Raw genomic sequence first — 25,468 nt, 5'->3', positions numbered from 1 at the left:
CGCGGCTAAATTGTCTACTTGACACGGGTATGGTCACTTTTCATTATTTGTTTACTACTTCTCTGCCTTTGTATGTTCCGCAAGATTTGCATACGCGGTGCGCCAGCTTCATTTCTCCGCAGTTTGGACATTCTACCATACCTGGAACTTGTAATTTAAAATGTGTACGGCGCAATCTTTTTTTCGTTTTGGATGTTCTTCTAAAAGGTACTGCCATTTTTCCCACCTCCTTACAGAGCAATGCTTTAAGAATCATTTTCTTTCTTATCCAATAACTTAGCTAAGCTAGCTAATCTTGGGTCAATTTTGTTTTGTTGTTCTTCCTCTTTTATTAACTTCCAAAACTTTCCTTCTTGAGGTGCTGCTTCCTGCTTGTTTTCCTCTTCATCACTAAACACTTGAAGCGGAATTTCTAAAAGGACAAGCTCATGAATGATTGGCATTAAATCAATGACTTCTCCTTGAACAACATGTGTTTGCTCACTCGTTTCATACTCGTCGGAGCTAAACAAAAACGTTTCCGATGTGCGGATTTCAAATGGATATTTAACATCAACAAGTGTTCTTGCGCAAGGAAGCGTCATTTCGCCAGTAATTGTTAAATGAAAGATGACTTTCATAGAGCTTATATCTGCATGTCCTTGAACATGAACAGGAGTTATCTCCCGCAAATCAGGATGATTTTGGACAAGATCATATAGATCGACATCTTCATTGATTTGTAAGCCTTTTTTCTGCAGTTTATACAATTGATGAACAGACCATTTCAACATATATCACCTCAAGACAACAAAGGTTATTATAGCTTTCAAATAAGTATTTGTCAATATTTTTCCTTTACACTATAATATAGGCATTATTGCACAAATATATTGATGAATTGAAAAAGAAGGTGATGGAGTTGAAGGCGGTCGGAATTGTTGTAGAATATAACCCATTTCATAACGGTCATTTACACCATCTAGCCGAATCAAAGAAGAAAGCAAATGCTGATATTGTCATTGCAGTGATGAGCGGTCATTTCTTGCAAAGGGGAGAGCCGGCACTCGTCTCAAAATGGGCGAGAACAGAAATGGCTCTAGCAGGCGGCGCAGATTTAGTTTTTGAACTTCCGTTTGCCTTTTCAACGCAAAGCGCAGAAATTTTCGCCAGCGGCGCCGTGTCGATTTTAGATGCGCTTGGCTGTGATTCACTATGTTTCGGAAGCGAGGTCGGAAAAATTGACGCTTTTCTTGAAACATATGAACTGCTGGAGAAAAGAAGCGATGATTTCGTTCATCTTTTGAAAACAGCGCTTTCGAAAGGCAACAGTTATCCAAAGGCCGTTTCCATTGCTTTTCAAAAAATTGCTTCCGGGGAAAAAACGCTATTAGATTTAAGCAAACCGAACAATATATTAGGATTTCAATATGTCAAAGCCATTGTTCAACAAAAAAGCTCGATGAAGCCTCTTACAATCGAGAGAATTGGCGCCGGCTACCATGATGAATCATACCATCACCCGAGCATTGCCAGCGCAACAAGCATCCGAAAAAACATTGTTCATGAACAAAACTTGTCTTCCATGAAACATTATGTTCCGGAAAGTTCGTTTCGCATTTTACTGAATTATAAACAAACTTATTCAGCCTTTCACGATTGGGAGCTTTACTTTCCATTTTTAAAATATTCTATATTGTCCAAAACTTTAACAGAATTAAAAGAAATATATGAAATGGACGAAGGCTTGGAACACCGCGTTGTTCACCATATTAAAAGGGCTGCATCATTCCACCAGTTTCTATCTCTCTTGAAAACGAAAAGATACACATGGACAAGATTGCAAAGATTATGCACCTATCTTTTGACCAATACGAAAAAAGAAGAAATGGCGAGCATATTAAAAACGAAAAAAGCCCCGTATATTCGTTTGCTCGGAATGTCAGGGCGGGGGCAAAGCTATTTGCAAGCTGTTAAAAAACAGTTGGAGCTGCCGCTTATTTCTAAAGTTTCGTCCTATTCTTCAGATGTATTGGAAATGGATCTCAGAGCGACAAATGTTTATGCGCTCATCCTCAACGAACCTGCCGCAACCGAGTTTATGAAGCTCGAGTATACAATGCCTCCTATACGTTACGGGCTTCCTTAACCGGAAGTCCTCATTGTTTCTAAATAATGGACGGCATCATCAAATGTATCCACCGGTATGATTTTCATATCAGAATGAATGGAGTCTCGTGTCTTCAGCGCTTCTTCATAATCGGAGCCTCTCTTGCCGTTTTCGTTAGGGGCAAAAAATATATCAATCCCAGCACGGTCTGCTGCTATCACTTTTTGTGAAATGCCGCCGATCCGACCTATCTCCCCTTTTTCATTAATCGTTCCTGTTCCAGCAATTTCTAATCCTTTTGTTAAATCCGTTTCCGTCAGCTGATCGTAAATTTCAAGAGCCATCATCAGACCTGCTGAAGGACCGCCGATATCTTTTGTATTGATAGTAATACCTGGTGAAGTCGTCAATTTTTTATCCGTCACGACGCCAACACCGAGACCCGTTTTATTAGGATAACCAGGAATTTGGACAAGTTCTACTGATGTTTCAATTATTTTTCCATCTCTGTTTATTTTTAATGATATATGATCGCCTTTTTTCTTCCCTTTTAAATAATCAGTGAATTGCTCTGAAGTTTTTATATTCATTCCATCGGCTTCGACGATTCGGTCGCCAACTTTTAATTTTTCCCTTGCCGGTACTTCTTTCATAACCTCCAATACTGTAACGCCATTATTTTGAATAGTAATTTTTTTGCCGGCTTCTTTATAGGCGATGGTAATCGCAGCTTTTTGTGAAGCTTCCATTATATGTATTTGACGTTTTATATATTCCTCATCAGATTCATCTTCTTGGCGGACATGTTGAATCGGCATAATCTCATAATCATTCTGCATTTTCGCCCATAAATACGTAAATAATGTTGCTCTCCCGAAACGGACTGTTGTTAACGAAAAGCTGCCCTCTTCCTTATATCCGTTTTCAACATGAATCATATTGGATAAATCATTGACCAATCCCGGTTTTGTAATATAATAAGGGAGCTTGATGAAGGAACCGGAGAGTGCGACAATGATGCTGATGATAAGAGAAATAATAATGCGTTTACTTTTCATGATTGGTCTCCTTCCATTGGTTGATCTTATTCTTGATCTCATCAATATGTTTCGTTGCTTCCTCTTCACCGAGTTTAATAATTTCATCAATTTTCGTAAACGCTCCGCTGTGAAAATGTTCAACACGCGGGCAGATCACTACATCTGATGTTATTCGATGCTGCGCTAACTCATTTTGCATAATGTCTAAACTCCGCATAATGACATCAAAAATGGACTGAATGCGAGCTTCTTTTTTGACATGTGATACATCGACCGCTATTACGATATCAGCCTCCATTTCTTTCACCGCTGAAACGGGAACCCGTTCAATCACTCCTCCGTCAACTAATAACGAGCCGTTATAAGAAAAAGGAACAAAAATTCCCGGAATCGAAATGCTTGCCCGAACGGCATCCGCAACAGGACCTTTTCGAAAAACAACTTTTTTCCCTTCATTTAAATCGGTTGCAACGACCGCTAAAGGAATCGGCAAATCTTCTATATTTTGATTTCGGGTAAAAATTCGAATTAACTGTTTAATGCGGTCTCCTTGAATAAACCCCATTTTTGGAACGGTCACATCGATAAAATATTTTCGTTTAAATGCTGCCGCCAATTTATACATTTGTTCAACAGTTAAGCCTGAGGCATAAAAGCTTCCTACAAGGGCCCCCATGCTCGAACCGGAAATCATATCAATCGGTATTTCATGCTGCTTCAACACTTTCAAAACACCCAGATGAGCAAACCCTCTAGCTCCCCCGGAACCTAACGCCACACCAATTGTTGGATGTTTCGGCATAAACGGAGCCCCCTTTCATGAATTTGTTATTCATCATATGGTCTAAAATGCCACCCTATTCACGTATATTGAATTATAGGTTGTACGAAAACCTCTTATTCATTCTATCATGTCAGCTTATACGTGTGCAGTTTTCAATAGGGGGCATAACAATTGAAAGAGGCAAAAATTAAAACTGCTTTATACGCAACCGTTATTTTCTTTATCACCTGCTCGATTATTTTTTTTCCTGACGCCTCACTTGAGGCATCAAAGCGGGGATTACATATGTGGTGGAACATTGTTTTTCCTTCCTTGCTGCCTTTTTTTATTGTCTCGGAAATTCTTATATCAATCGGTGTGGTCCGTTTTATCGGCGTGTTTTTAGAACCGCTTATGCGGCCCGTTTTTAAAGTTCCAGGAGCAGGGGGATTCGTTTGGGCAATGGGGATGGCTTCCGGATTCCCCGCCGGGGCAAAATTAACTGCAAGATTAAGACAAGAAAACCAGATCTCGAGACATGAAGCGGAAAGGCTTGTGTCTTTTTCCAACTCTTCAAATCCGCTATTTATTTTCGGAGCTGTGTCAATAGGTTTTTTTCAAGATAAAAATCTCGGATTGCTGCTGGCCGTTTCGCATTATTTAGGAAATGTTTTCGTCGGGCTAACGATGAGATTTTGGGGAAAAGATGAAAAAAAGCCGCAAAAGGAAACAGTACATTCGAAGCCATCATTTAAAAAAGCGTTTCAGCTTATGCACGAAATGAGAATGCAAAATGAAAAACCTCTTGGAAAAATGCTCGGGGATGCCGTTCTCAATTCTGTCCAAACGCTGCTCGTCATCGGGGGCTTTATCATTTTATTTTCGGTATTAAATCAAATTTTAAGCATCGTTCATGTGGCGGACATAGCAGCAACTTTCATATCGTCTTTGTTTATTCTTGTTCATATACCGACTGAGCTTTCCGTTCCGTTTTTTTCCGGACTGTTTGAAATAACATTAGGCAGCCAGCTTACAAGCCAGGCACAAGCCGCCATGCTGGATAAGGTGATCATCACAAGCTTTATATTGGCATTCAGCGGCTTCTCCGTTCAAGCACAAGTGGCAAGCATTTTAGCAGAAACAGACATCCGCTTTAAGCCTTTTTTCTTTGCCCGCATTATGCAAGGGATTTTTTCAAGCCTCTCTGCTTTGATCTTATTCAAGCCTTTATATATCGATCTATTGTCAAAGAATGAAGGTTATGCACCGGCATTTATATTTGAAAAAACCCCAAGCTTTCTCACGGAGTATTGGCTGCTCCTTTCCAAAGTCGGCCCCGTTATCACGATTTGCACGCTCATTGTGTATATTTTGATTTACTACTTTCGTTTAAGAAATAAAAGCGGAACATAAGAAAAGGTTCGGAAACCAAAATTTTCCGAACCTCAAAAAATTATTTTTTATACATATGCTCATATTTTTTCTTTAATGCTTCTTCCACTTCATACGGTACAAGCTCAGAAACTTTTCCACCGTATTTAGCGACTTCTTTAACAATACTTGAACTTAAAAACGAATACTGATTGTTTGTCATCATAAAAAAAGTCTCGATATTTTCATCCAGCACTCTGTTCACTGAAGTGATTTGCATTTCATATTCAAAATCAGAAACAGCCCGAAGGCCTCTCAATATAGCGTTCGCATTTTTGCTTCTCGCATAATCAACGAGCAGCCCTTGAAAGGATTCAATGTATACGTTTGGTAGGTTGCCCGTTACCTTTCTCAGCAGCTCACATCTTTCTTCTACAGTAAATAGCGGCTTTTTTGAAGAATTGTTTAAAACGCAAACATACACTTTTTCAAATACATTTGCCCCCCGCTTTATGATGTCTAAATGTCCATATGTAACGGGATCAAAGCTTCCCGGACAGACTGCAATGCTTGCCAAAATAAATACCCCCATCCGACTTCAAACATTTTGATACAAAGATACACTTGTTATACCATATCTCTCAGACTTCGTTTTTGCAAGTGATAAAACTTGGTCTGGCAATGTTACTTCATAGCTATGCTCGCACACAACGACACCATCCGTTGACAACAAAGACTGCTCATGAATTACCTTTAGAATAGATTCTAATTTTTGTTTTTTATAAGGCGGATCCAGAAATATGATCCGAAACTTCAGCCCGCGTTTGCTGACAGCTTTTAACGCTTGATCAGCGCTGGTGCGATATACTTCAGAACAGTCGTTTAACTTTAAATTTTCTAAATTCTCTCGAATCGTTTGAATCGCTTTCATATCTTTATCAATAAAAATAGAGCATTCTATCCCTCTTGATAAAGCTTCTATTCCAAGACTGCCGCTGCCGGCAAACAAATCTAAAGCAAGTCCCCCTTCAAAATATGGTCCGATCATGTTAAATATTGCTTCTTTTACTTTATCTGTCGTCGGTCTTGTCGTCTTTCCAGGAACCGATTTTAATGCTCGTCCTTTTAATGCACCGGAAACCACTCTCATACCATTCACCACAACTTGACAAAATTCCTTTTGGCTCGGAATAATATTAACATAGAAAATGTAAGATCATCAATTAAATTTGACAGCTGTTTTTTTGCAGAAGCGAGTATAATTTTTTGCCAATTGACCATAATGAAAGTGACAACATCAGTTGTGATGGTGTTGTTGCCAACCGCGGAGAAGACTTACGTTTCCCCATAAGTTCTTCCTCCGGTTTCTCCTCTCCCTTTCCCTTCTGCTTTGAAGATTTTGCTTCAAAGCTAGGAAGGATCCTGCAGATCCAATCTGCAGGCTTTTTTTTATTCTTTCAATTCTTCCATTTTCATGATACATTTATTTACGGACAAAAGCGCAATACATTTAGCTTATGAATTTAGCAACCAAATACCCATTGGAGGAAGGATAAAAATGATCCAGCGATTTATTGAACTAGGAGAAGGATATTCAGATATATACGAATTATTGGAAATCGCAAAAAGAAATCAAGACCGGATTTCGCACTTTCTAGTCCTTTATACAGTAAAAAATGGAAAAGAGGTTTGTTCGTTCGTCATTGTGTTAAAACCGACGGAGATAGGTGATTTCCAGCCTCTTTATATTTGCCGGGAAGGGATCCCAAATCCGCAGAAAAAAACGAACAAACGATTTGAACTTTTTCAACAGGCTGCCGAAACATATGGTCATGAGCTGATCGAGCTTGTTGTAAAGCCTTCAGACCAATTTTCTGATGTTGAATTGTATTACCAGCATTTAATCGGCATATTGCGGATGAACCGATACATACCTTCTTTACAATAGTAGGACAGCCTAAATTCTCGGCTGTCCTATTTATAATCCAATTTTATAATCATATTCTTTTGCTTTATCCACTTTTGATTCAAATTCAATTTTTAAAAGCGGCCTGTAAGAAGGTTCGACCCTTTTTACGAAAGAAAATGATGCAATGGTGTCCATTATTTCGTCTATTTGTTCTCTATCACAATAAAGAACAACATATTTCATTTTTTTTGAAACATAATGAATGTTTCCAAATTTCCGCAAACTTTTTACATATTTTAAAGAATGCAGCCAAACAATAATTCCTTGTCTTTTTTCAAACATCCCGATTCTCCTTTTCCTTTGCTTCTAAACCCGTTTAAGCTGAACAGCCGCATGCTCCGCCTGATGCGCATCCACAGCTAGGCATCATTTCAAAATAAGGGTTTCCAGTCGGAACTTTAATGGCTGTTGAAACAGCTCGTCCGATATACATGCTGATTTCATCGAGAAGTTTTTGAATTTCTTTTTCCGCTTTTTTAAATGCAGCGACTTTATCATTTAAATCAAGTTCTCTTTTAATTTCCCTCATTTCGCTTTTAATTCGATTATAATCAGGATGATATTTGCCAAATCTCATGACATCCTCGTATTGCTCTTTTATTTTGACAAATTTTTGAATGATTGTTTGAGCTTCTTGATCATTTTGCAAATTATATAATGAACGCCGATATTCGATCGCAAGTTCTGATTCTGTTATCATTTTTGCTAAAGCTTCCGCTTCATCTAAAAGCAGAACGCTTTCCATTGACGTAACCATTAAGATCACACCTCCAATATTGATTGTAGCACGAACATCATCTTATTTACAACGCCTGCGTTTCTCATATATTTACAATCCATTCTTTTTTCAATTGATAGCTGGTTGAATCATTATATACTAATTCCAGGTTGATTGTGTGCCGCCCTTTAGACAATCCTTTTATAATAAATGCAGCAGAATAAATATCACTTTTTTTCTTTCCATCAATATATAATACGATATGACCTTCTCCTTCTTTTTTCGTGTTCCGTTCACCGTTAAATGTAAAATCAGGCACATAGCATTCTACATAAACGTTGTTTCCTTCTACATGATGACGAACTTGAAATTTTCTTATTTGGCTGTTCATCGTTTCAATGGCATTTCTGTCGGAACGATGCTGTCTTTTTTATTTCCTTCCGGTACCGGTTTTTCTGGGGAACAAGCCGCCATAATCGTGAGAAGCGTCAGCATTGCGAGCCATTTCATTTGCATAATCATTGATGCCTCCTTTTTCATATATTTTCAACACTTTATGTAAAAACATGTGCTTAAAAATAAAAAAGACGCTGACGCGTCAATCACAAATTCGGAAGCTGCTGAATGCGGAATACAAACAAAAACCCGTTTTTTTCATTCCATTAGGAAAAATGATTACTTTCGTACAAACACATTTGAACCGTTAATTTTCGCGAAATGCTTGCAGCATCGCCAGCATCATCGACATCATTTGAATAGAATTCGAAAATTTTTCTATTTTATGCGGCAGAGTTAGATAATAGTCATTTGCCATGCTAATTTCCATTTTCTCAAGAAATTCAGGATGTCTAGTCAAGGTGCGGTACCAATATGGCTTTTCGCGAATGTATTGCTTTAAAAGGGGATTTTGTTGAATATATAAATACAAGTCCTTTCTCATCGTTATTAATCCTTTCTAAACGATAAGGGATGCGAATGATTTGGATCTGATTTGCGGCTGCTCTCGATCTCTTTTAAAAGATTTTGAATGGTTGAAATCGCATCATTCATTTTATATAAATGTTCGTTTACCGTCTCCACATCTAAATGCTGAAAAGTTTGTAAAATATTTTTCAGAAAATCACCTTGTTGATGTTTACGGCTTTTCATACTGTTTGATCGGTATTTATTCCACAAAGGATCTTCCTCACCTAAAAGCTGCCAATCTTCATAAATCTCCTTCCATGTTTTCTTTTCTTTGCGGACTTCTTCTATTAATTTTGGATGTTTTTTAATAAATTGTTTAAACAATTCGAGTTTTGATAACGATTTTGTTTTCATGCGATCACCTCATAAACGTTTTTCTTATATTTAATATATCGATAACGGAAAAATTGGTGATAAAATGAAAAAGCGAGCCTCTTCATTTGGCCCGCTTTGCAATAAAATTTTGCGTATAAAATTTTTCATACACTCCTACCCCTATATGTGTGAACCGTTCATCAAGAAGCGTTTTTCGGTGTCCTTCACTATTCAGCCAGCCTTCGACTACGTCAATTCCATCCATATATCCATGCGCAATATTTTCACCAGCCATTTCAAAATGAACCCCAGCCGATGTCAAACGATCGGAAAGAGAGCCTCTCTCAGGCGACACATGAGAAAAATATCCTTTTTCACTCATTTCCTTGCTGTGAGAATAAGCGACTTTCGCTGTGCTTTCTTCCTGCTTAAGAGGACTTAAACCATTTATTGTTCGAATTACATTTGTTATGTCAACAATTTGTTGTTCTTCCCCGTATTCAATTTTCCGCTGCTCTTCCTCTGTTATAGGCTCTGCCTCTAAAAGCTCGCCTCTATATACAACTTCATATGGACGCTGTTTTACTAATGTTTGAACATCAAAAGCTCTAATGCTCGATAACGTTCCAGTGAATTTATCCATATACAACTGAACATAAAGATCATCATTCAAACGGACTGTCGGCCTGACATTCAGATCATCCTCCGACAGCTCGAACCGGTATGAGTTTAAACCAATATCTGCTGTGACAAATGAATTGGGAGCGACAATATGAAATACTTGGGTAGACGGCTGGCCAATTTGAAACGGATCTACATTTACTTCTTTTCCAATAGCAAAAACTGTAACGACCTTTCCGTTTAAAACACCGAATTGCTTGTATTGCTGCAAATCATCTCGGTATATCCACCATTCATAATCATATCTTGATGGATCAATCCGATCAGGTTTGCCAAAAGTTTTTAGTACTTCTTTGGAAGATCTTCCGACAAATGAGATAACTCCTTCCCCCACTTTTATTTCTTTGTCCGTTTTCTCTTGAAAATTTTGCTGTTCCGGAGGCAGTACTGGTTCCTTTTGAAAGGTGACATATACGATATATGTTAATGTAATAATTACAAATATCAATATAATTCTTGTAACTCTTTTCAGTTCAATTCCCCTCTTCTTTCTTTGTTTCTTATATATTCTGTTTTAAGTCATTTTAATCAAAAATGGGGAAATTTTGCAAACATTTCATGAAAAATTCACTTCTTTCATTTAAATGGTGTAGTTTTTGTCTTCTCATCATGTAAAACAACGTTCTGTTATAATGCCAACAACCTTTCCATCCTCAACAACCGGCAAATGATGAATATGATGAGCTGCAAGCATCTCAGCTGCGTCTTCTGCTGATGCATCAGGAGTGATCGTAACAACATCGTCGTTCATTACATCCGTAATTTTCGTAGAACCAGGACGTTTTTCTGCAATTCCTTTTGTCACAAGATCACGATCGGTTATGATTCCTGCTAATTGATCATTTTCAACGATTAAAACGGCATCAGCATTTGACTCTTTCATTTTCACAGCCGCTTCAAACACATTATCTAACGGTGTGCAAAAAATACAATTTGTTGACATAATTTCCTTTACCTTTTTCAATGAGGACACCTCTTATGCTTTTTGATCTATTATGGGAAATTTCGATTTTCTTTATTCGCTCTCCATTTGAATACCGAATTTTATTTGAACATTGTGTAAATGCTATATATATAACATTGCATGTTTTAATTATTCATACTATTATTAAACAGTAGAGAGAAATCAATTTTTTGTTCGAAGCGCTTAGGAGGGAAATACATATGAAATTTGAACAAATCGGCCTGGAAGGGCTGACGGTGGAATTGTCTCACCTTAAGGATGCGTTGTCAGAATTAGGTTTTATCCTTGCCGGCCAATGGGATTATGACCGTGTGACGTTTGACAAGAAATTTGAGCATAAGGGCGATGTTTTTTATTTAAGAGTACAAGGATATTGTATTGAAGGCGATGTGGGAGGCCGCTACGCACTTATTAAATTGCTAACTCCAATATTAGGGAAACATTATTATCCTCATGGTGTCGAATATGGAGAGGATGAACATTTTCCAGCTGTCATCGTTGAGTCGAGCGAAAAACTGTTAAAGCGGGCAAAAGAAGCGATTGAAAGCTTAACTGTTTGAAAAACTGCAGGCAAATAACCTGCAGTTTTTTTTTATTTATTTGGTTCAGGAGACAAATTTTGCACATCGATGTCGTCTTTTTCTCTTTCTTTTTTCGCCCATTCAAAAAATACATGAGCTAAAAATGTTCCGTACACAAGCTCTTGGATCACTTTCATAATAATGCCGCCAAGCTGCTGATCCTCAAGCAGCGGCATTCCGCTAAACATTTGCGGGCCTGACAAAGACAACCCAGCCAACGTATCAGAAGGAACACATAAGCTTAAAGTCTTTACCCACGCCTCCGGATTCGAATATGTTTCAAACAGCGGCGCACCTGCAAAAATGATTAAACCGCAGGCTGGTGTGATTAAAACGCTGTTTCCTAAAATGTAGGCAATTTTTTTCAGACCCCCAATTGGATGCCAATTTGGACTTTTTCCAATCAATGGCCAATACATAAAAAAGGCAAAAACGAAAATAAAAGTAGTAGCCGCCTCATGATAAATATAATTTGATTTTAATGTATCGAAAATAAACGGCACATGATACAAGGAAAAAAATAAATTAAACAAAATCATAGCCAATATCGGTTTAGTGAAAAATTTTACAACAGGTTTTATGACCGGCTTTTCCATAACAGCCTTCCATAACCATTCAGGAACGCCGATAATCAAAAGCGGTGCTACGATTAAAAACAAAATTGCCATTGAAGCCATATGCCCTGTAAATGTAATGTGCCCCAGCAAATCAAGCGGGCTTCCTTTGCTGACATAAAGGAGAACGATTGCCAATATAAACACTAATTTTTGTTTTAGGCTGACCGGTTCAGAATTTTTAAAATAGTGACGAAGCGAATCGGTTAATAATAAGTAAAGCACAATTAAAATAACACAAAATATAAAAAACAGCGGACTCCACATAGCGCGAAAGCCAAATATATCTAAACTCAACTGAATCAATCCTTTCAATCATCGATCTAGTCGATTCCATTTCATTATACATGCTTTCCTTTTCTTTTTTCAATGAACGTTCTATGAATTTGCATTTCTTTCAGCAAGCAGATTTATATTGCCTTTAAAAAAAGAAGCAACCAGTTAAAACTGATTGCTTCCATAAAGAGTATTTTACCACCAGACAATTGTCATAAAGGCAAGAACCGTCAGAAATGTGACAAAAATACCTGACCATATGAAAAACTGTGGTCCTTCATGTCCTTTATGATTCATATGCATGAAATAATACAGCTGGAAAATGACTTGAATGCATGCAAGCAGTACAATAAATGGAACTTTCAACCATTCGTCGATTCCATCATATCCTACTGTAATAAAAGCTACAATCGTTAAAAAGATCATTAACGCAAATGAAACGACTTGGTGCTTCATTTCTTCCGCATTTTTTTTGCGGCGAAACGCTAAATCAACTTTTGGGTTACGAGAATTTTCACTCACCATCGTTATCCCACCATTCCCATTAAGTATACAACTGTGAATATAAATACCCAAACAACGTCGATAAAGTGCCAATAAAGGCTTGCGACGTAATATTTAGGAGCGTTGTATAAGTTTAATCCGCGTTTTGCATTTCGAATCATCAGCGTTGTGATCCAGAGAAGCCCGAAGGCAACGTGCGCACCGTGCGTTCCTACCAATGTGTAAAAGGCTGAACCAAGCGCACTGCTTGTCAACTTAAATTCATATTCATGCATATAATGGTTAAATTCATAAATTTCCAAAATTAAGAATGCAAGACCTAATAAAACGGTGACGCCAAACCAGAACTGCATTTTACCAAATTGAAAGTTTTTCATATGATAAATTGCATAGACACTTGTCAAACTGCTTGTTAATAAGAGCATTGTCGCTACAAATACTAATTTGATATCAAAGAGCTCCTGCGTTGAGGCTCCACCAGCGGTGGAATTTCTCAACGCAAGAAACGTAGCAAACAACGTGGCAAACAACACAGTTTCGCCGCCTAAGAAAACCCAAAAACCTATAAACTTATTTTTCCCTTCGAGGGTGGCCTTTTCTGGCTGCTCAGGAAACGTTTCAGCCGTTAATTTTTCTTCTACTTGCATTATGCCCGAACCCCCCCATTATCATCTTTTAAAAGATCCTCTTTATGAATATGGTATCCGTGGTCATCAATAACCGAGCGTAAAAACATCGTACCGAACGTAATAATAAAGCCGATAATCGCAACCGGCACACCCCACGAATAGTCATTGTGGTACATGAGGCCGAAAGCGGCAATGAATAAGCCTAATGAAATAAAAAACGGCAAGATTGAAGAGTTCGGCATATGAATATCACTTAGCGGTTCAGCAGGTGTTAAGCCTTTTTTACCCTCCATTTTTTCAATCCATAAAGGATCTAATCCGCGAACAAGCGGTGTTTGTTTAAAGTTGTATTCAGGAGGCGGAGATGCAACTGCCCACTCTAGTGAACGTCCATCTTCCCAAGGATCTGCACCTACTTTTTCTCCCTTCACAGAAGTAACCACAACATTGATCAAGAGAACGACTACGGCTACTCCCATCAGAACCGCACCTATTGTACTGATCAAGTTTCCAGTGTCAAAGCCTTGGCCTGATAAGAATGTGAACACGCGGCGCGGCATTCCCATTAAACCAAGGAAATGCTGGATAAAGAACGTTAAATGGAAACCGATGAAAAATAATACAAATGTTATTTTACCAAGCGTCTCATTTAACATTTTTCCAAACATTTTTGGCCACCAATAATGGGCAGCAGCCAAAATAGCAAATACGATACCACCAACGATTACGTAGTGGAAGTGTGCAACAACAAAGTAAGTATCATGGTATTGATAATCGGCTGGAGCAGCAGCGAGCATGACTCCAGTCACACCACCCATAACAAACGAAGGAATAAAGCCGACTGCATAAAGCATCGGTGTCGTAAAGCGAATGCTTCCGCCCCACATCGTAAAGAGCCAGTTAAACACTTTAATTCCTGTCGGCACACCAATTGTCATAGTTGCAACCGCAAAAATCGCATTGGCAATCGGACCAAGACCTGTTGTAAACATGTGGTGCGCCCACACCATGAATCCTAAAAATCCGATCAATACTGTTGCAAACACCATTGATGTGTACCCAAACAATCTTTTCCGAGCAAAAGTTGGAATAATTTCCGAAAAAATTCCGAATGCCGGCAAAACTAAAATGTAAACTTCAGGGTGCCCAAAAATCCAGAAAATATGTTCATAAATGATCGTATTCCCGCCTAAAGCCGGATTGAAAAAATTCCCGCCAAATAAACGGTCAAACATTAAAAGCGCAATTCCAACAGTTAGCGGAGGAAACGCAAACAAAATGAGCGATGACGACACAAATGTAGTCCATGTAAACAATGGCATCCGCATGTATGTCATTCCGGGAGCACGCATATTAATAATCGTAACAATAAAGTTGATCCCGGCGATCAATGTTCCTATACCGGAAATTTGCAAGCCAAGTATATAAAAGTCTACTCCATGTCCAGGAGAATTCAAGGCCACTGATGCGTATGCCGTCCAGCCAGCATCAGGTGCCCCGCCTAAAAACCAGCTTAAATTTAAGAAAACACCGCCAAAGAAAAACAACCAAAAGCCTAAAGAATTCAAAAACGGAAACGCAACGTCACGAGCCCCAATTTGGAGTGGAACAACTGCGTTCATATATGCAAACAATAACGGCGTAGCTGCTAAAAATATCATCGTTGTACCGTGCATTGTCATCAATTCGTTAAACGTACCTGCACTGACAAAGTCATTTTCTGGAATGGCCAATTGAATACGCATCAAAAGCGCTTCAATTCCACCAATTACAAAAAAGAGTCCTCCAGCGATTAAATAAAGGATGGCAATCTTTTTATGGTCAACAGTTGTCAAATAGTCCCAAACCGTTGGCCAGAACCCTTTTTTCCGAGCTAACGTACTCACGATGTAACCTCCCTTTTATAATTAGTGAGCATTACTTTTCAACTGATAGGCTTTGTAAATAATCTGTTAATACTTGAAGTTCTTCTTCAGTCAACTTACCGTATGTGCCTGTCATTGTGTTGCCAGGTTTATATTTTTCAGGATCTTTCAACCAGTTTTTAATATTTTCTTCATTGTGCTCCAAGATGCCGGCTACTCGTTCACGATCAGCAAAGTTCGCTAAGTTAGGTGCCGTGCGTGCTTGTTCAGGTCGGTTATCAGCTGGTGATACTGCATGGCAGCCGATACAGCCTTTATCTTTGAACACTTGTTCTCCCTGTTTTGCAGACGCTGTTTGAGCAACAGTTTCAGCTTTGAAATTTTTCATTTTATTAATCCAAGAATTAAATTCATCTCGGGAAACCGCCTTCACTTTAAAGTCCATCAACGCGTGAGATGGTCCGCATAATTCAGCACATTTCCCGTAAAAAATGTTTCCAGCTTCCTTTGCACGTTTTGAATCAATTTTTAACCAGAACTGGTTCTCATTATCTGTGTTTGTATCGATTTTACCACCAACTGGAGGAATCCAGAATGAGTGCTTCACATCTGATGCTTTTAAGTTAAAATAAACTTTTTCATCAGTCGGCAAGACTAAATCTTGGCTTGTAATGACTCCATAGCCAGGATATTCAAATTCCCACCAATACAAACTTGCTCTTACATTGACAACAAGAGGATCTTTTCCTCCATTTTTATCATCTGCCAACGCTTTTTTCATTGGATCGGTATCCGCCAAATTAAAGGTGGAAGCAACTACCGGAACTGCCAATACAATCAGCAATAATATAGGAATAACAGTCCAAATGATTTCAAGCTTATGGCTTCCTTCCACTTGTACCGGAATTTTATCGCTTCCTTTCCGGCGGAATTTCATTAAGACATAAATAAAAATAATCGTTACGACTGCAACAACAATCACCATGATTGCCGTACTCAACATCATGAGCGAAAATTGTTCATCGGCAACTTCTCCAGCTGGAATCAGCGTGGAAATAAACGGTTCGCCGCAGCCTGACAATACGAGCGTCATGACTGAAAGTAGTAACAAAAGACGCCATTTCAGCTTTTTCATCGCTAAATCAAACCCCTCTTTCTTTGTTAAATCCTGTTCATAAAGAAAAAATGAAGAATTCCTTCTATGAATAAATTCTTATCTAGAAAGAATTACTACCGAACGTTAAATTATTGAAAAGGCAACCATAGCCACAAACAAAATGGTTAAATAGTTAATTGAATAGATAAACATCCACTTAGACCATTTTAAATCATTTTTCATTTTCAGTCCAATTAATGACAAAATCAACCAAATAATGTTCAATACAGTAGCCAAAACGATGAAGCCAATGCCTAGGCTAAACAAATAAAAAGGAAGGGGCAGCAAGCAGGCAACCCAAACAATGATTTGTCTTTTCGTCACCTCAAAGCCATGAACAACTGGAAGCATCGGAATTCCAGCTTTACGGTATTCTTCCGAACGCTTCATCGCAAGTGCCAAGAAATGAGGCGGCTGCCAAATAAACATGATTAGAAATAAAATCCATGCAATGATATTTAAATCATCAACTGCAGCCCATCCAATCAGCGGCGGAACAGCTCCAGCGATGCTGCCGACTACCGTATTGATCGTATATTGGCGTTTTGTCCACATCGTGTATAGCACTATGTAGGAAAACACGCCTAACAAACCAATGACGGCTGCGGAAACAGAAACCATTAGAAGCAAAATCGTTCCAATGGAAATGAAGCCGGTCCCCAGCAGCAATACTTGAAACGAGCTTATACGGCCCGTTACGGTTGGGCGTAATCTTGTTCTTTCCATTACATGGTCAATATCTCTGTCATAAAAATTGTTGATTGCGCAAGATCCAGCAATAATAGCTGCTGTTCCAAGCAATGTAAACACAACAATATCTATATTTTCAAGAAAACCTTTACCGCTGAAATATAATGCCAACCATATTCCGGTAAAAGTGGTGATTAAATTGGAGTTGACGATTCCGATTTTAATTAATGATAAAAAATCTTTCCAAGCGGAAGTTGCCACTTCTATTTCTTGCCGATCGTTTAAAACAACTTCGCCCCTTGTATTACCCAATTGAATGACCTCCTCTGGGACGGCCTCCTATCTGAGACCATTTAGCGTTTGCCTCTATCATATAAAAAAAACACGAGACAAAAAAGCATTCATATAGTATTAAACCATAATTCGTCAATTTTTTGTGTACATTTCGCGAATAAAGTTTGTCGAAATTGTGAAGCGGTTAAAAATAAAATATTTTCCGATTATAATAATAGTTGGTCGAACGTTTCGGCAAAATGCCTTCCCCATAATATTTCTAGCAAACTCCTTTTGAATATTCAAGCTTTTTCTGATTCTACAAGAAACTATTTGTTTCGAAGTTTGATGTTTCTATACCCATTATGGAGTTTCTTTCGGCTTTTTAAACTTATTAAAGATGTTAGAAGGTGAATGAGACATGCACTATTTATTAAAATGGCTTGGCGTCGTGACAACAATCGTCATGCTATTCGTTTTAATTGGCGGAGCACTCGTAACAAAAACAGGATCATCTCAAGGATGCGGCCGGTCTTGGCCGCTTTGCCACGGAAAAGTTCTTCCAGACCCTTTGACATTAGAAACAATCATTGAACTTTCACACCGACTTGTGAGCGGAATTGCAGGAATCCTTGTTTTATGTCTTGTTATTTGGGCTTGGAAAGCGATCGGGCATAAAAAAGAAACAAAGCTGCTTTGTTTTCTGGCCATCTTTTTTATTGTTTTGCAGGCGCTAATCGGTGCTGCAGCTGTCGTATGGGGGCAATCCGATGCCGTTCTTGCACTTCATTTTGGAATTTCCCTCATTTCATTTGCAGCTGTTTTGCTGCTTACTCTGCTGATTTTTGAAGTTGATAAAAAATTTGACGCAGATAATGCTGTCATTGGGAAAAAAATGCGATTTCATATTTATGGCATTATTACTTACAGTTATATTGTCATTTACACAGGTGCATATGTTCGGCATAAAGGCGCAAGTCTAGCTTGTCCAAGCATTCCTTTTTGCAGCGAAAATCGCTTGTTCCCGCAAACCGTCCATGAATGGGTGCAAATGGGCCACCGCTTTGCAGCAGGCTTGCTGTTTATTTGGATTGCGGTTGCCACTATTCATGCGATAAAACATTATAAAGATCAAAAAGTGATGTATTGGGGTTGGATTATAGCTTTCATTCTCATTCTTCTCCAAGCATTATCCGGCATATCCGTGATCTTGTCTGATTTAAATCTTTATCTTGCCTTGGCACATGCTTTATTTATTTCCTGCTTGTTCGGGCTGTTGTGCTATTTTGTTCTTCTTGCAGGCCGGGCAAAAGCTTCGAATGATTAAAAGGCTCTGTCTAAAGCCTTTAGAATTGATGATGGCGGAAATCGGCGAAAGAGCTGATATCCGCCATCTTTTATTTTTTTTTAAGAATGTGGGATGTCATTTTAAAAATCGAAACAATTTTTCCCTGATTGACGATGGAAAGTTTTCCAAACGAATCTTTTAATCAAGACTGTAAATGTCTTTATATTTCTTTTCTAAATACTGAATAAAATATGCCGGATTCAACGATTCGCCAGTCGCATCCTTTAATATTTCCAGCGGTTTTTTCATTTTGCCATATAGATGAACATGTTTTGTCAGCCAGCTTTGAATTTGCTGAAATTCTCCGTTTTCAATAAGTTCTTCAACATTCGAAAGATCCTGCTCCATTTTTTGCATCAATTGCGTTGCATACATATATCCTAAAGCATATGAAGGGAAATAGCCAAAGCTTCCTCCCGCCCAATGAACATCTTGAAGCACCCCGTTTCCATCATGATCTGGAGCAATACCTAAATATTCGCTATATTTATCATTCCAAACTTTTGGAAGATCAGACACATCCAAATTTCCTTCAAACAGCAATTTTTCTATTTCATAGCGTACAATGATATGAAGACAATATGTCAATTCATCTGCTTCAATACGGATCAGCGATGGTTTAACTTCATTGATCGCTCTGTAAAAATCATTTAAAGAAACCCCAGTAAATTGGTTTGGAGCATACGTTTTAAGTTGGTTGTAATATCGCTTCCAGAAATGATAGTTTCGCCCAATTAAATTTTCATAAAATAATGATTGAGATTCATGAATCCCCATTGAAGCGCCGTCAGCAAGAGGAGTTCCTTCCAGTTCTTCATTTATGTTTTGCTCATAAATCGCATGTCCGGCTTCATGAATGGTTCCGAAAACGGCCGTTCGAAAATCTGTTTCATCATACTTTGTTGTAATTCGAACATCGCCCCGGTTCATTCGAATTTCAAAAGGATGGACGGTTTCATCAAGGCGGCCGGCATCAAAATTGTAGCCTATTTCCTTTAAAATATATTCGGAAAACTTTCGCTGTTTTTCTTTCGGAAACGGTTTGTGCAAAAACGAAACGTCGATTTTTTTTGATTGTACAATTTGTTGTACTAATGGGACGATATGTTTTTTAAGCTCTGCAAAAACCTTGTCAAGCGTCTCCACAGTTATTCCTGGTTCATACAAATGAAGGAGCGTATTATATTTATGTCCCTTATAGCCCCAATAGGAAATAAACTTTTTATTGAATTCTATTAATTTTTCTAAATAAGGAGCAAACTGATTGAAATCTGCATTTGCTTTCGCTTCTTCCCAAACTGATTCGCTTTTTGATTGGAGAATGACATATTCTTTATATTCCTCTTTCGGAATCTTAATGTTTTTTTCATACTCCTCTCTGCATTCCTGAAGAGCTTTCTTTGTCACCGAAGAGAGATTGTCATAAACATGTTTTTCTGTTAATTCATCAAGAAACTCTTTCATAGTATCTGAAACGGACATCTGGAACCACTCTTCAGAAAGAATGCCGATTGTTTCAGCTCGCCGCTCCAATCCATTTTTCGGCGCACCCGTCCGTAAATCCCAATACATTAAATTTAATGCTTCTTCATAGCTTTCCATTTTCTTTAAGTAATCGAAAAATTTTTGTTCTTTTTCTTTTAAGCCCATTTTGATCATCCCCTTCTTCCAATTGAAAATATATTTCAGCTCGGTTTGACAGGCAACGCTTTTACGACCTCCGAAACAATATTTTCTCCCTCATCTTTGCTGATAAAAATCGTTACAGTACCATGGTCATCTTTCGTGCGAAGGAGGCGTCCAACCCCTTGCTTCAGCCGCAGTATCATATACGGAAGATCCACTTCATAAAAAGGATCTGTTGCGGATTTTCGTTTCGCATCAAATACAGGATCATCCGGCGGGAATGGCAGCGACCAAATGATCACATGTTCAAGCGACGGTCCTGGAACGTCAAGCCCCTCCCATAAATGCACAGCGCACAAAACGGTTTCCGGATCTCTTTCAAAACATGCCACTAATTCGCTGATTTCATAATCTCCTTCAAATAAACATGAATGCCAAAAGCTTGGTAAATGTTTTTTTAAGAAAAGCAGCTCCTCTTTCGTTCTGCATAAAATTAACGTGCGCCCTTTGTTTGATTTTATGACAGATTCCGTCCAGTTCAATTTTTCCTCGCTCGTACCTTTTTTTACAAACACTTTCATATTTTTTTCATAGTCAAAAGGAGAGGAAACGGAGAATGATAGATAATCTTTTATACCAAGGCTATTCGCCAAATAAGCAAACGATCCGTTTTGATCCGATAAAGTGGCTGATGAAAAGATATAAGGTATTTTATGAGAAAACACTTTTTCTTTTAAAATATCTTCTATCCTTTGCGGCATGATCACAAAAGAAGATGACGCGACGTTTTGTTCAAGCCAGGTAATTGTGTTGTCAAATTGTAAAAACAAGCGAAAAGAAAATTCCATTTGATCAAGGTATTCTTCCACAATCTTTAAGCTATATTCATCAATGGTATATAGTTCACTTTCAAAAACTAAAGCTTCAGACAGCTGATTCAATCGTTCGTACAAATTTCCGGCCGCTTCTAACAAATCGTCTGTTCTCGTGATTGTCATCCGATTGGAGCCTTCCTTTTGATGTACACTTTTAAACAGCATATGAAAAAAATGATCGTTCGCTAAAAGCGCTTCTTCGACCATTTCAGCAAGTTGTTCACGAATGTTGTTCTTTAAAATTTTTTCTAAATATGCTGCTAACGTTTCTTTTTTCACTTGATACGTAAGTGCCTTTTGAGCCGCAAATTCTAATAAATGGCCTTCATCAAACACGACGCAGCTGTGCTCTGGGAGAAGCGGGAGCTGTCCTTCGCGTTTCCGGGATTCTTTCGTCCAAATATGCTCCATATAAAAATCATGGGAGCAAACGATTAAATCCTTCGCCTTCCGATAATAATCGCGGGAAAGAATTAAACCGCACCGATGTCTTTTGCTGCATGACAAACAGTTTTTAAAAGGATCCCAGCTGATTTTTTCCCATTTTTCATCGGAAAAAAACGGGTATTGCTTCCGGTCTCCATAATGATAGTAAGATTGCAATCCGCTCTGATCATGCACGAATTCAGGGAGAGATTCATAAAGATCAAAAAAGTCCTCATCATCGTCCATTCCAAGCAAATCCTCAAGCTTGTCCAAACATAAATATTGGTTCATCGATTTTGCCAATCGCACATCCACTTTTAGACCTAGAGCTTCTTCAAGCTTTTTTATATCCCCTTGTTTTTTGACAAGCTGTTCAATTAGAGCTTCGTCCGCACAGGCAATGACGGCAGGTCTTCCGGTATATCGCGCATATGCAATCGCATAAAGCAAATAAACAATCGTTTTTCCTGTCCCTACTCCCGCTTCAGCAAACATCACTTTCTTTTCTTTAAAAGCTCTGTCAAGCTGGAAAGCCATAAAAATTTGTTCGTCGCGCAATTCAAAGCCTTTTTCAGGCAAAATATCATACAGAACATCACCGATCCATTTGTTTAACGCTTCATAAAAGCTTTCATTTTTTGTCAGCGGGAAAGGTAAACCTTGAAACATCATGACTCCAACCTCCGTGATTATTCATAGAGTAAAATTATTTCACTTATTACGCATAACGTCAATATCTTTTCTGGCAGCGCGCGATTCAATTAGAATCATGTCAACCTCGCTTTTGCAGGAAGCGAGCGGTAAGGTTTGAAGCATAAGCGATTGACTCGGTTGAAACGAAATCATTTAAAAACAGAAAAAACTTCCCATTTTCAGGGAAGCCGTTTCTCTCGAACGGAAAGAGATCTGTGAAAAATAGCCTTTTTCAATTGCCCTTCCGCTTCAAAGATTTGACTGAGCGCTTTTTCTGTTGAACCTCTTTCTACCAATGCAGTATACGTATTTTTTAATGCGCGCGAAATAATCGCATATTCTTCCTTTGTCATAAATCAACCAACCCCGTATAAATTTTATCCATTTTAATTTATGCAGAGCTGGTATTATTTATGCTCTTTTGGGCGGTTTAGGTCCCCAATACTGATAATAGTGCGTTTCGATAAACCCGTTAAAAAGTTTCCGTTTTTTTGTCGCCTTTTTTCCGTAAAACTGTTCAAAGCTTTTATTGCTAGTCAAAATGTAAATCGACCAAGTATCTAACAGCGAGAATGTTTTCCCCATTTCCTGATATAATTGCTCCACTTCTTCTCGTTCTCCGAGTCGCTCACCATACGGTGGATTCCCGACTATTACCCCAAATTCCTTCACTGTACGTAAATCTTTAACTTGCATTTGTTTAAAAGTAATGACATCCGAAAGCCCGGCCTCCATGGCATTTTCTTTTGAAATCTCAATCATTCTATGATCAATGTCCGTCCCGATGCAGTCGAGGCGAACATCATATTTAGCTAAATCCTCTGCTTCTTCTCTTGCCCTTCTCCATACATCCTTGCCGATCCAGTCCCATTGCTCTGAAATAAAATCTCTATTGAAGCCGGGCGCGATATTTTGCCCAATTAACGCCGCTTCAATCGGAATCGTACCTGAACCACAAAATGGATCAAAGAAAGGTCTGTCAGGAGTCCAATTCGTTAGCAAAATAAGTGCAGCGGCGAGCGTTTCTTTTAAAGGGGCATTTCCTTTTCGAGCGCGGTATCCTCGTTTATGGAGGCCGTCTCCGCTCGTATCAATGGTCAGTGTAGCAATGTCTTTATGTAAAGAGATCTCAATCTTGTAAACCGCCCCTGTCTCTTCTAACCAATCGCTCGTTTTTCGGTACTGCTGCTTCAATTTTTCAACTATTGCTTTTTTCACAATTTTCTGGCAGTCAGAAACACTTGCCAGTTTTGATTTCACCGATTTTCCGATGACAGGAAATTGAGCGTTTTCAGGCAAAAATTCCGCCCAATCAATGGCTTTCGTTTTTTCAAACAGTTCTTCAAATGTCGTCGCCGGAAATTCAGCCACTTTTAATTTCACTCGATCAGCCGTTCTAAGCCATAAATTCGCTCGGCAAATCGCCAGTTCATCGCCTTCAAACGTTACTTTTCCGTTTTCCACTTTGCATGTATATCCTAGATTGCGCACTTCTGATGCAACAATCGCTTCAATTCCCATTGCAGCTGTTGCAATCAATGTAAACCGTTTGCTCATTTTTTCACCTGTCTTTTTCAGAAAATAAAAGCTCTCCAAATGGAGAGCACGAAAAATTGCGGTTTATTCCATAACGTTCTGTAAGCCATGTTTTGTCCCCATGCAGCTTGTACATGGGTGGTAATCATCTATCTACAGAAGGGTTTTAGCCCTTCTGTCCTTCTCCTCGTTCATTTCCTCAGAGAAGGTGCCCCTACCATCATTTGGGTTTCTCGCTCGTGGGGTTTACCGCGTTCCACTCTTGCGATTTCTCGCAAGACTACGTCACTGTGGCACTTTCAGGGTAATAGTGCCATACTAATCAATAGCTTAGGCACGTTCCCCGCCGTCAGCCGAAAAGGCTGCCCTAGCTTATGGTTTCGCTAGGCACGAACACTACGGGCATCTCAGCACCGTGCGAGCATGGACTTTCCTCTACAACGGATGATCCGTTGCAGCGATTACCCGAACGTTATGCTAAACCGCATTATGTAGTATAGTGAAAATGAATAAAAAATTCAAGTGGCATCCATGAACATTATTCATATAATTTGCTTCCAAATACATGTTTTTCTAAATTCGATAAACGCTTCAAAATGTCAAAGTTCGTTGTATTCGCCTGCATCGTCGGTTGTTTTTTCGATGCTTCTTCGAGCTGCTTTTTCAGCCGCATATTTTCCTGCCGCAACTGTTCAATCTCCTGGTAAAACGTTTCGTAATCTTTAATGATAATATCTAAAAATTTATCAACTTCTTCTTGTTTATAACCGCGCATCGAAGTTTTAAACTCTTTTTCCAAAATTTCTTTCGCCGTTAATCTAATTTTATCTGAAATCAACTCGGTTCACCTCAATCGTCAGAAGTCCTCCTAGGCTATATTTTTTCAAACTTCCTGATTAATGTCAATTTATTCTTTATGGTAATAACATGTCTCCATCCTATTATGGGAAAAAATGAAGCCTTCAGAGGTTTAAAAATAATGATTATAAACGGAAGGAGCTGGTTACTCAGCCCCTTCTCAAAGATTATCTCGGAAACGGACCAGGTCCCATGCACTGAAAATGTTGATGTGACACGTTATTTACCGCAGATTGAGTATGCGGGAAATAATGCAAATGTTGATACATTTGATGATTAACATTTGTTGTATGAATTGGATGGATATGAGGAACGATTGTTGTTGAATGTGTATGATTGACGCAGCATTTCGTCGGATGAACAATCGGCTGAAGAACGTTCGGTCTGCATTTCATATTATATAACTCCTTCCTATTTATTATTTTTACAATACTAGCCTATGAATATAAAAGTGTACATGTACTAATTCAAATACCTATTTTCAAAAAAAAGCAGGCGCGATATTTATCATGTATAGGCATTTCCTTCATAACCGATTGATTAAGGCACTATATTAAAATTTTGAAAGAGAAAGACCTTCTTGTTCGATGGAAGGTCTTGCTAGTCAATCTTTCTCTTTTTTTTTATATTTGACAGAAAAAG

At 38.5% G+C, this 25,468-nt stretch carries 31 protein-coding genes and 1 other RNA gene; 5 read left to right on the top strand and 27 right to left on the bottom strand.

Annotation, left to right across the window (positions count from 1 at the left end):
• Positions 1-43: 43 nt before the first annotated feature.
• The gene (rpmF, locus tag NSQ94_RS07760; RefSeq protein WP_063388509.1) at positions 44-217 is read right to left on the bottom strand and encodes a 50S ribosomal protein L32; all 174 of its coding nucleotides are present in this window, start codon (positions 215-217) and stop codon (positions 44-46) included.
• Between the two features lie 28 nt (positions 218-245).
• Complete coding sequence (locus tag NSQ94_RS07755) at positions 246-770, bottom strand: YceD family protein (protein ID WP_063388510.1); 525 nt, start codon at positions 768-770, stop codon at positions 246-248.
• 131 nt (positions 771-901) lie between these two features.
• Between NSQ94_RS07755 and NSQ94_RS07750 the strand changes: the two genes are divergently transcribed.
• Positions 902-2,128, top strand: coding sequence for a nucleotidyltransferase (locus NSQ94_RS07750; RefSeq protein ID WP_066251837.1), 1,227 nt, complete (start codon positions 902-904; stop codon positions 2,126-2,128).
• Here the strand turns inward: NSQ94_RS07750 and NSQ94_RS07745 are convergent.
• Both NSQ94_RS07745 and NSQ94_RS07740 read right to left on the bottom strand, forming a co-directional pair.
• Complete coding sequence (locus NSQ94_RS07745) at positions 2,125-3,147, bottom strand: SepM family pheromone-processing serine protease (RefSeq protein ID WP_339230503.1); 1,023 nt, start codon at positions 3,145-3,147, stop codon at positions 2,125-2,127. The genes NSQ94_RS07750 and NSQ94_RS07745 overlap by 4 nt on opposite strands.
• The gene (locus NSQ94_RS07740) at positions 3,137-3,931 is read right to left on the bottom strand and encodes a patatin-like phospholipase family protein (protein WP_339230501.1); all 795 of its coding nucleotides are present in this window, start codon (positions 3,929-3,931) and stop codon (positions 3,137-3,139) included. Before NSQ94_RS07740 ends, NSQ94_RS07745 begins: the two co-directional genes overlap by 11 nt.
• A gap of 153 nt (positions 3,932-4,084) precedes the next feature.
• Between NSQ94_RS07740 and ylbJ the strand changes: the two genes are divergently transcribed.
• Positions 4,085-5,305, top strand: coding sequence for a sporulation integral membrane protein YlbJ (gene ylbJ / locus NSQ94_RS07735; RefSeq protein ID WP_144597724.1), 1,221 nt, complete (start codon positions 4,085-4,087; stop codon positions 5,303-5,305).
• A 40-nt stretch (positions 5,306-5,345) separates the two neighbouring features.
• On the opposite strand, the gene coaD is transcribed toward ylbJ, so the two are convergent.
• On the bottom strand, positions 5,346-5,840 hold the full coding sequence (gene coaD / locus NSQ94_RS07730; RefSeq protein ID WP_063388514.1) for a pantetheine-phosphate adenylyltransferase: 495 nt from the start codon (positions 5,838-5,840) through the stop codon (positions 5,346-5,348).
• A gap of 21 nt (positions 5,841-5,861) precedes the next feature.
• A complete protein-coding gene (rsmD, locus tag NSQ94_RS07725) occupies positions 5,862-6,413 on the bottom strand; it encodes a 16S rRNA (guanine(966)-N(2))-methyltransferase RsmD (protein WP_066251986.1) in 552 nt (183 codons plus the stop codon).
• Between the two features lie 408 nt (positions 6,414-6,821).
• Between rsmD and NSQ94_RS07720 the strand changes: the two genes are divergently transcribed.
• Positions 6,822-7,211, top strand: coding sequence for a methylthioribose kinase (locus NSQ94_RS07720; RefSeq protein WP_130156241.1), 390 nt, complete (start codon positions 6,822-6,824; stop codon positions 7,209-7,211).
• Positions 7,212-7,241: 30 nt separating this feature from the next.
• Here the strand turns inward: NSQ94_RS07720 and NSQ94_RS07715 are convergent, their stop codons facing one another.
• The 8 genes from NSQ94_RS07715 to NSQ94_RS07680 form a co-directional block, all read right to left on the bottom strand.
• Entirely contained in the window at positions 7,242-7,514 is a 273-nt protein-coding gene (locus NSQ94_RS07715; protein WP_063388517.1) for a YlbG family protein, read from the bottom strand.
• A 34-nt stretch (positions 7,515-7,548) separates the two neighbouring features.
• A complete protein-coding gene (locus tag NSQ94_RS07710; RefSeq protein WP_063388518.1) occupies positions 7,549-7,989 on the bottom strand; it encodes a YlbF family regulator in 441 nt (146 codons plus the stop codon).
• A 64-nt stretch (positions 7,990-8,053) separates the two neighbouring features.
• Complete coding sequence (locus tag NSQ94_RS07705; protein ID WP_339230499.1) at positions 8,054-8,341, bottom strand: hypothetical protein; 288 nt, start codon at positions 8,339-8,341, stop codon at positions 8,054-8,056.
• A complete protein-coding gene (locus NSQ94_RS07700) occupies positions 8,338-8,472 on the bottom strand; it encodes a hypothetical protein (RefSeq protein ID WP_339230497.1) in 135 nt (44 codons plus the stop codon). Before NSQ94_RS07700 ends, NSQ94_RS07705 begins: the two co-directional genes overlap by 4 nt.
• A 181-nt stretch (positions 8,473-8,653) precedes the next feature.
• Positions 8,654-8,890: a YlbE-like family protein gene (locus NSQ94_RS07695; RefSeq protein ID WP_063388520.1), complete on the bottom strand. Its 237-nt coding sequence runs from the start codon at positions 8,888-8,890 to the stop codon at positions 8,654-8,656.
• Positions 8,891-8,895: 5 nt separating this feature from the next.
• Positions 8,896-9,270, bottom strand: coding sequence for a spore coat protein YlbD (gene ylbD / locus NSQ94_RS07690; protein ID WP_063388521.1), 375 nt, complete (start codon positions 9,268-9,270; stop codon positions 8,896-8,898).
• Between the two features lie 82 nt (positions 9,271-9,352).
• On the bottom strand, positions 9,353-10,384 hold the full coding sequence (locus NSQ94_RS07685) for a CAP domain-containing protein (RefSeq protein ID WP_066251847.1): 1,032 nt from the start codon (positions 10,382-10,384) through the stop codon (positions 9,353-9,355).
• Between the two features lie 135 nt (positions 10,385-10,519).
• Entirely contained in the window at positions 10,520-10,876 is a 357-nt protein-coding gene (locus NSQ94_RS07680; protein ID WP_094246106.1) for a CBS domain-containing protein, read from the bottom strand.
• Positions 10,877-11,076: 200 nt separating this feature from the next.
• On the opposite strand from NSQ94_RS07680, the gene NSQ94_RS07675 reads away from it, so the two are divergent.
• Positions 11,077-11,436, top strand: a complete 360-nt coding sequence (locus NSQ94_RS07675) for a YugN family protein (protein WP_063388524.1) — start codon at positions 11,077-11,079, stop codon at positions 11,434-11,436.
• A 32-nt stretch (positions 11,437-11,468) separates the two neighbouring features.
• Here the strand turns inward: NSQ94_RS07675 and ctaG are convergent, their stop codons facing one another.
• From ctaG to cyoE, 6 genes are all read right to left on the bottom strand, one after another.
• Complete coding sequence (ctaG, locus tag NSQ94_RS07670) at positions 11,469-12,374, bottom strand: cytochrome c oxidase assembly factor CtaG (RefSeq protein WP_186439338.1); 906 nt, start codon at positions 12,372-12,374, stop codon at positions 11,469-11,471.
• Positions 12,375-12,542: 168 nt separating this feature from the next.
• Complete coding sequence (gene ctaF, locus NSQ94_RS07665; protein WP_063388526.1) at positions 12,543-12,872, bottom strand: cytochrome c oxidase subunit IVB; 330 nt, start codon at positions 12,870-12,872, stop codon at positions 12,543-12,545.
• 2 nt (positions 12,873-12,874) lie between these two features.
• On the bottom strand, positions 12,875-13,498 hold the full coding sequence (gene ctaE / locus NSQ94_RS07660) for a cytochrome c oxidase subunit III (protein ID WP_339196679.1): 624 nt from the start codon (positions 13,496-13,498) through the stop codon (positions 12,875-12,877).
• On the bottom strand, positions 13,498-15,366 hold the full coding sequence (ctaD, locus tag NSQ94_RS07655) for a cytochrome c oxidase subunit I (protein WP_327856253.1): 1,869 nt from the start codon (positions 15,364-15,366) through the stop codon (positions 13,498-13,500). The genes ctaE and ctaD overlap by 1 nt, the downstream gene beginning before the upstream one ends.
• Positions 15,367-15,397: 31 nt before the next feature.
• Positions 15,398-16,480: a cytochrome c oxidase subunit II gene (gene coxB / locus NSQ94_RS07650; protein ID WP_339230494.1), complete on the bottom strand. Its 1,083-nt coding sequence runs from the start codon at positions 16,478-16,480 to the stop codon at positions 15,398-15,400.
• Positions 16,481-16,585: 105 nt separating this feature from the next.
• The gene (gene cyoE, locus NSQ94_RS07645) at positions 16,586-17,458 is read right to left on the bottom strand and encodes a heme o synthase (protein WP_232515768.1); all 873 of its coding nucleotides are present in this window, start codon (positions 17,456-17,458) and stop codon (positions 16,586-16,588) included.
• Between the two features lie 427 nt (positions 17,459-17,885).
• On the opposite strand from cyoE, the gene NSQ94_RS07640 reads away from it, so the two are divergent.
• Positions 17,886-18,791 carry a heme A synthase gene (locus NSQ94_RS07640; protein ID WP_063388531.1) on the top strand — a complete coding sequence of 302 codons (906 nt, stop codon included), beginning with the start codon at positions 17,886-17,888 and terminating at the stop codon, positions 18,789-18,791.
• Positions 18,792-18,950: 159 nt separating this feature from the next.
• On the opposite strand, the gene NSQ94_RS07635 is transcribed toward NSQ94_RS07640, so the two are convergent.
• The 7 genes from NSQ94_RS07635 to NSQ94_RS07605 form a co-directional block, all read right to left on the bottom strand.
• Positions 18,951-20,471, bottom strand: a complete 1,521-nt coding sequence (locus tag NSQ94_RS07635; RefSeq protein WP_339230492.1) for a carboxypeptidase M32 — start codon at positions 20,469-20,471, stop codon at positions 18,951-18,953.
• A gap of 26 nt (positions 20,472-20,497) precedes the next feature.
• Entirely contained in the window at positions 20,498-22,408 is a 1,911-nt protein-coding gene (locus tag NSQ94_RS07630; RefSeq protein WP_339230711.1) for an ATP-dependent DNA helicase, read from the bottom strand.
• A gap of 203 nt (positions 22,409-22,611) precedes the next feature.
• The gene (locus tag NSQ94_RS07625) at positions 22,612-22,785 is read right to left on the bottom strand and encodes a hypothetical protein (RefSeq protein ID WP_165381892.1); all 174 of its coding nucleotides are present in this window, start codon (positions 22,783-22,785) and stop codon (positions 22,612-22,614) included.
• A gap of 58 nt (positions 22,786-22,843) precedes the next feature.
• Positions 22,844-23,989, bottom strand: coding sequence for a class I SAM-dependent RNA methyltransferase (locus NSQ94_RS07620; RefSeq protein WP_339230490.1), 1,146 nt, complete (start codon positions 23,987-23,989; stop codon positions 22,844-22,846).
• 76 nt (positions 23,990-24,065) lie between these two features.
• Positions 24,066-24,441, bottom strand: an RNA gene (gene rnpB / locus NSQ94_RS07615) — RNase P RNA component class B.
• Between the two features lie 65 nt (positions 24,442-24,506).
• Positions 24,507-24,806 (bottom strand): cell division regulator GpsB, encoded by a 300-nt coding sequence (gpsB, locus tag NSQ94_RS07610; RefSeq protein ID WP_063388535.1) that lies wholly within the window; start codon positions 24,804-24,806, stop codon positions 24,507-24,509.
• 187 nt (positions 24,807-24,993) lie between these two features.
• On the bottom strand, positions 24,994-25,221 hold the full coding sequence (locus tag NSQ94_RS07605; protein WP_063388536.1) for a CotD family spore coat protein: 228 nt from the start codon (positions 25,219-25,221) through the stop codon (positions 24,994-24,996).
• Positions 25,222-25,468 lie beyond the last annotated feature (247 nt).

The organism is Aeribacillus sp. FSL K6-2833 (assembly GCF_037965815.1).
GTDB classification, from domain to species: Bacteria; Bacillota; Bacilli; order Bacillales; family Aeribacillaceae; genus Aeribacillus; species Aeribacillus composti.
This window is presented reverse-complemented; position numbering and strand designations above follow the sequence as displayed.

What these genes read in the sequence shown, in the direction of transcription:
- rpmF (WP_063388509.1), bottom strand. Translation starts at nt 217, where the DNA reads ATGGCAGTACCTTTTAGAAGAACATCCAAAACGAAAAAAAGATTGCGC.
- NSQ94_RS07745 (WP_339230503.1), bottom strand. Translation starts at nt 3,147, where the DNA reads ATGAAAAGTAAACGCATTATTATTTCTCTTATCATCAGCATCATTGTC.
- NSQ94_RS07740 (WP_339230501.1), bottom strand. Translation starts at nt 3,931, where the DNA reads ATGCCGAAACATCCAACAATTGGTGTGGCGTTAGGTTCCGGGGGAGCT.
- rsmD (WP_066251986.1), bottom strand. Translation starts at nt 6,413, where the DNA reads ATGAGAGTGGTTTCCGGTGCATTAAAAGGACGAGCATTAAAATCGGTT.
- NSQ94_RS07720 (WP_130156241.1), top strand. Translation starts at nt 6,822, where the DNA reads ATGATCCAGCGATTTATTGAACTAGGAGAAGGATATTCAGATATATAC.
- NSQ94_RS07715 (WP_063388517.1), bottom strand. Translation starts at nt 7,514, where the DNA reads ATGTTTGAAAAAAGACAAGGAATTATTGTTTGGCTGCATTCTTTAAAA.
- NSQ94_RS07710 (WP_063388518.1), bottom strand. Translation starts at nt 7,989, where the DNA reads ATGGTTACGTCAATGGAAAGCGTTCTGCTTTTAGATGAAGCGGAAGCT.
- NSQ94_RS07705 (WP_339230499.1), bottom strand. Translation starts at nt 8,341, where the DNA reads ATGAACAGCCAAATAAGAAAATTTCAAGTTCGTCATCATGTAGAAGGA.
- NSQ94_RS07700 (WP_339230497.1), bottom strand. Translation starts at nt 8,472, where the DNA reads ATGATTATGCAAATGAAATGGCTCGCAATGCTGACGCTTCTCACGATT.
- NSQ94_RS07695 (WP_063388520.1), bottom strand. Translation starts at nt 8,890, where the DNA reads ATGAGAAAGGACTTGTATTTATATATTCAACAAAATCCCCTTTTAAAG.
- ylbD (WP_063388521.1), bottom strand. Translation starts at nt 9,270, where the DNA reads ATGAAAACAAAATCGTTATCAAAACTCGAATTGTTTAAACAATTTATT.
- NSQ94_RS07675 (WP_063388524.1), top strand. Translation starts at nt 11,077, where the DNA reads ATGAAATTTGAACAAATCGGCCTGGAAGGGCTGACGGTGGAATTGTCT.
- ctaF (WP_063388526.1), bottom strand. Translation starts at nt 12,872, where the DNA reads ATGGTGAGTGAAAATTCTCGTAACCCAAAAGTTGATTTAGCGTTTCGC.
- ctaE (WP_339196679.1), bottom strand. Translation starts at nt 13,498, where the DNA reads ATGCAAGTAGAAGAAAAATTAACGGCTGAAACGTTTCCTGAGCAGCCA.
- coxB (WP_339230494.1), bottom strand. Translation starts at nt 16,480, where the DNA reads ATGAAAAAGCTGAAATGGCGTCTTTTGTTACTACTTTCAGTCATGACG.
- NSQ94_RS07640 (WP_063388531.1), top strand. Translation starts at nt 17,886, where the DNA reads ATGCACTATTTATTAAAATGGCTTGGCGTCGTGACAACAATCGTCATG.
- NSQ94_RS07635 (WP_339230492.1), bottom strand. Translation starts at nt 20,471, where the DNA reads ATGATCAAAATGGGCTTAAAAGAAAAAGAACAAAAATTTTTCGATTAC.
- NSQ94_RS07630 (WP_339230711.1), bottom strand. Translation starts at nt 22,408, where the DNA reads ATGTTTCAAGGTTTACCTTTCCCGCTGACAAAAAATGAAAGCTTTTAT.
- NSQ94_RS07625 (WP_165381892.1), bottom strand. Translation starts at nt 22,785, where the DNA reads ATGACAAAGGAAGAATATGCGATTATTTCGCGCGCATTAAAAAATACG.
- NSQ94_RS07620 (WP_339230490.1), bottom strand. Translation starts at nt 23,989, where the DNA reads ATGAGCAAACGGTTTACATTGATTGCAACAGCTGCAATGGGAATTGAA.
- NSQ94_RS07605 (WP_063388536.1), bottom strand. Translation starts at nt 25,221, where the DNA reads ATGAAATGCAGACCGAACGTTCTTCAGCCGATTGTTCATCCGACGAAA.